The sequence below is a fragment of the Clostridium sp. CAG:43 genome (assembly GCF_000434655.1).
GTDB classification, from domain to species: Bacteria; Bacillota; Clostridia; order Lachnospirales; family Lachnospiraceae; genus Otoolea; species Otoolea fessa.
In genome coordinates this window covers 1-3,958 of sequence record NZ_FR894980.1, presented here as the reverse complement: position 1 = coordinate 3,958, position 3,958 = coordinate 1, and the positions used below count along the sequence as shown (strand labels likewise).

The window sequence follows — 3,958 nt, the reverse complement described above, 5'->3', positions numbered from 1 at the left end:
AAAGTCCCATCCTTATGCAGATTCAAATCTGAAAGGATGGGACTTTTTGAATTTTTTGCTTTTTTAAAATTATTCCGACAATAAAATCCGGTCATTATCCAGTGCGTGGCCTGCGCCGGTCTTGAAGCGGGCGATCAGATCCTCGACAGTCATGGAAGCGCGCTCTGCGCCGCCGACGTCGAGCACGATATTTCCGTTTGCCATCATGAGCGTGCGGTTTCCGAGCTCCAGAGCCTGGTTCATATTGTGGGTGATCATCAGGCAGGTGATTTTCTCCTCAGCAACGATATTTTTCGTCAGCTCCAGTACTTTTTCAGCTGTTCCCGGATCGAGGGCGGCAGTGTGCTCATCGAGCAGCAGAAGCTTCGGCGTGATGAGGGTTGCCATGAGCAGGGTGAGCGCCTGGCGCTGACCGCCGGAGAGAAGTCCGACCGGCTGGGTCATCCGGTCTTCAAGCCCCATATTTAAGAGGGAGAGGCGTTCGCGGAACGCATCCTTATCTTTCTTGGAAATGCGGGAAAATGGCGATTTCCCCTTTGCAGTCCGCAGATAGGCGAGGGCAAGATTTTCTTCGATCGTCATGCCCGGCGCCGTTCCCTTTAACGGGTCCTGGAAGAGGCGGCCGACCATCAGGCTGCGCTTGTGCTCCGGCATATAGGTGATGTCCTCGCCGTCCAGCTCGATAAAGCCGTCATCGACGTAGAAGCTGCCGGCAATCGCATTGAACAGGGTCGATTTTCCGGCGCCGTTGGAACCGATGATTGTCACGAAATCTCCGTGATCCAGATGCAGGGACAGCCCGGAGAGCGCCTGTTTGGCGTTGACAGTTCCTGGATTAAAAGTTTTTGATATCGACTGAATATTTAACATGCTCCGTGTCCTCCCTTCCGGCGTGCCGCTGCATTTTTACGTGTCTGGAATGCCGCCCATTTCCGGATCGTCGGAAATGCGATTGCCAGCGCTACGATCACAGCGGTGACCAGTTTCAGCCCCTGTACAGGCATGATTTTTGTATACAGGACGATAGCGTAGATAAAACGGTAAATAATCGAACCGATGACGGTGGCGATGACACCTCTTGCCACGCCGCGGCGTCCGAGGACGGTTTCACCGATGATCAGGCAGGCAAGACCGATCACGACGATACCCGTGCCGCCGTTGATGTCGGCGGTATTCTGATACTGACCGACCATTGCGCCGGAGAGTGCGGTCAGCGCATTGGCGATGCATAAGCCGACTGTAATGGTAAATGTCGGGTTGATCGAGGAGGCGCGCACCATGTCAATGTTGTTGCCGGTTGCCCGGATGGAGAGTCCCAGACGGGTACCGAGAAAATAGACGAGCAGTGCGCCCGCAAGCACAGTTACGCAGATTGCCAGAAGTGCTTCATACCAGTCACCCCCGATACCGGTTTTCTGAAGCAGGGAAAAGATGGTCTCTGTCTTTAAAAGACTCACGTTGGCACTCCAGCCCATTACCATCAGATTGATGGTGTAGAGTCCCATATTGGTGATGATACCGGCGAGAATGGACGGCACGCCGAGACGGGTCTGCTGAAATGCGGTGACAAATCCGGCGCAGATGCCTGCAAGCATGGCAGCCGGAACCGCGAGAAATGGATGCCCTGCCGCAGCCATTGTGACGGATACCGCTGTGCCGAGGACGAAACAGCCGTCCGTCGTCATATCCGCGATGTCCAGTATGCGGAAACTCAAGAACAGCGCCATCGGCACCAGCGCATACAGAAATCCCAGTTCCAGAGCGGTTTGTAAAATATGAAGCATGGGAAATTACCTCCGTAGAATGATCTGTACTCCCAGAGCGTTCATAAGGCAGATGCGCCAGCCGCGTGGTAAGCGGGGGATGCGGCTGGCGTCTGGTCTGTCTTACGGCTCTGAGAGTACATGAAAGTCAGTCAAACATTATAATATGTAAAAATTGGTGGATCGGTTATGAAACAAATCTCAGGCAAATGAAAAACAAAGTGCCATCGGATGAGGATGTTAGTCCTCGGTGGTTGTAACCTCTACAACATCGCCAAAGTCTTTGAATACAGCTGTGTCGATATTCAGGGCTTTTGCAGTCTCGGTATTTACGGTTACGATGCCGCCTTCTGCGGTGTAGTAGTCTTCCATGCCGTCCATGCCTTCGGTGATTGCCTGATAAGCAAGGTCAGCGGTCTGTGTACCAAGAGCCGTGTAGTTGACGCCGCAGGTGGCAAATGCGCCATTGCGGACGAAGGAATCAGCGCCGGCATAGTGCGGGATGCCTGCATCGGCCAGATCATTGAAGATAGCCAGCTCAGCTGCCATGATGACATTGTCGGTAGGAGTGAAGACAGCGTCTACTTTGTCAGCAACCAGGGAGGAGGCAGCGGTAATTACTTCGTCGTTGGTATTTGCAGTCTGCTCGGTGTAGGAGATGCCTTTTTCATCTAAGTATGCCTTTGCATCCGCGATCGGTTTGGTTGAGTTTGCCTCAGATAAGGAATATAAAAGCCCCACATTTTTAACATCTGGGTTTGCGGCAAACATCATATCCATGATTTTCTCGGTGTTCAGCGCATCGCTGGTACCGGTTACATAGTCGATGCCGGTCAGCTCAGCGGCTTCCGGATCGGAAACAGCGGCGTAGACAACCGGTGTCTGGGTCTGCTGTGCGGATACGGTCGCTACCTGTGCAGCCAGGGTTGCAATCGGGATGATGGCGTCAACACCGTCAGCAACCGCCTGATCACCAATCTGCTTTAAGGTTGTCTGGTCATTCTGGCCGGAGTACAGTTCGTAGTAAATGGCTACATTGTTATCCTCGGCGATTTTATCTAACTCTGCCTCGACTGCATTTGCAATCTCATCGAGGGAAGCGTGGTCGAGCTGTTTGACAATCGCTACATTATAAATTTTTTTGTCCGTGGAAGCTTCCTGAGAGGTTTCGGCGGTGGTGTCTGCTTCGGAAGCGTTGCTGGATGTGCTGGAAGAGCATCCTGCGGTTGTCAGTGTCAGGGCTGCGGTGCATCCAAGTGCAAATAATTTTTTCAGATTCTTTTTCATAGTCATTTTCTCCATTCTTTATTCTTATTTTGATATTTGTTTTGGATGGCAGATGTATCAGTCTGCCTTGCCGGAGCAGAGTAAAGAATGTGTCTGGAAAGAAGATTCTCTTTGGTTTGGCGCCGCGCGCCGTGATGAAAGATTTTACTGAGAATGTTTCCAGAAACTAAAAAACGCCTCTGTCCCCATACATGGGACAAAAGCGTAAACTTCTGCGATACCACCCAAATTGACATTTGTGAAAATGTCCACTCGCTTACACGTACCATCATACGTGCCCCGATGGATAACGGGTGGGGTCCCGTCAGCCTCTACTGAAGCAATCGTTCAAGGCTGCCCTCGGAAGTCCATTCACTGACGGTAAGGCGTTCCGTTTCCACCATCCGGAACTCTCTGTGGCGATACATAGGTCAGATACTCCTCTTCCTCATCGGTTTCTCTGTGTTTTCGTTATCTGAATTATAAACACAACGGAGTAGATTTGTCAACTCTAAAATTTGGATGATTTTGCATTAAGTTTACATAATGTGTGAACAGTAACTGCCAGGTTGTGAAGCTTAAAAAGTTTTTGCAAAAGTTCAAAAAAATCCTTGACAATCGCAGCTCCCTTTAGTATAATAATGCATGTCGCTGAACAAGAGCGAACATGAGAATCACAGGATTCCTCAGGATGCCCAGATAGCTCAGTTGGTAGAGCAGAGGACTGAAAATCCTCGTGTCACTGGTTCGATTCCGGTTCTGGGCATATGGGGTATTAGCTCAGTCGGTAGAGCACTTGACTTTTAATCAAGTTGTCCGGGGTTCGAATCCCCGATGCCTCATTACGAAGACACATTGCAGACGCGATGTGTCTTTTTGTATAATGGGAAATCCCTTGGAATTCTCTATTACACAAAAAGGCACTAACG

The 3,958-nt window shown here is 50.6% G+C and carries 3 protein-coding genes, 2 tRNA genes and 1 other annotated feature; of the genes, 2 read left to right on the top strand and 3 right to left on the bottom strand.

The annotated features are described in order from the left end of the window. Nucleotides 1–69: 69 nt before the first annotated feature. From QVO97_RS00330 to QVO97_RS00320, 3 genes are all read right to left on the bottom strand, one after another. Nucleotides 70–870 carry an ABC transporter ATP-binding protein gene (locus QVO97_RS00330; protein ID WP_022358462.1) on the bottom strand — a complete coding sequence of 267 codons (801 nt, stop codon included), beginning with the start codon at nucleotides 868–870 and terminating at the stop codon, nucleotides 70–72. Beyond that, the gene (locus QVO97_RS00325; protein WP_022358461.1) at nucleotides 864–1,784 is read right to left on the bottom strand and encodes an ABC transporter permease; all 921 of its coding nucleotides are present in this window, start codon (nucleotides 1,782–1,784) and stop codon (nucleotides 864–866) included. The genes QVO97_RS00330 and QVO97_RS00325 overlap by 7 nt, the downstream gene beginning before the upstream one ends. A gap of 219 nt (nucleotides 1,785–2,003) precedes the next feature. Further along, nucleotides 2,004–3,050, bottom strand: a complete 1,047-nt coding sequence (locus QVO97_RS00320) for an ABC transporter substrate-binding protein (RefSeq protein WP_022358460.1) — start codon at nucleotides 3,048–3,050, stop codon at nucleotides 2,004–2,006. A gap of 189 nt (nucleotides 3,051–3,239) precedes the next feature. After that, nucleotides 3,240–3,490 (bottom strand) — a binding site (T-box leader). Between the two features lie 232 nt (nucleotides 3,491–3,722). Between QVO97_RS00320 and QVO97_RS00315 the strand changes: the two genes are divergently transcribed. Continuing rightward, nucleotides 3,723–3,795: transfer RNA gene (locus tag QVO97_RS00315), tRNA-Phe, on the top strand. A gap of 3 nt (nucleotides 3,796–3,798) precedes the next feature. Further along, nucleotides 3,799–3,871 (top strand) — tRNA-Lys (locus QVO97_RS00310). Nucleotides 3,872–3,958: the final 87 nt, after the last annotated feature.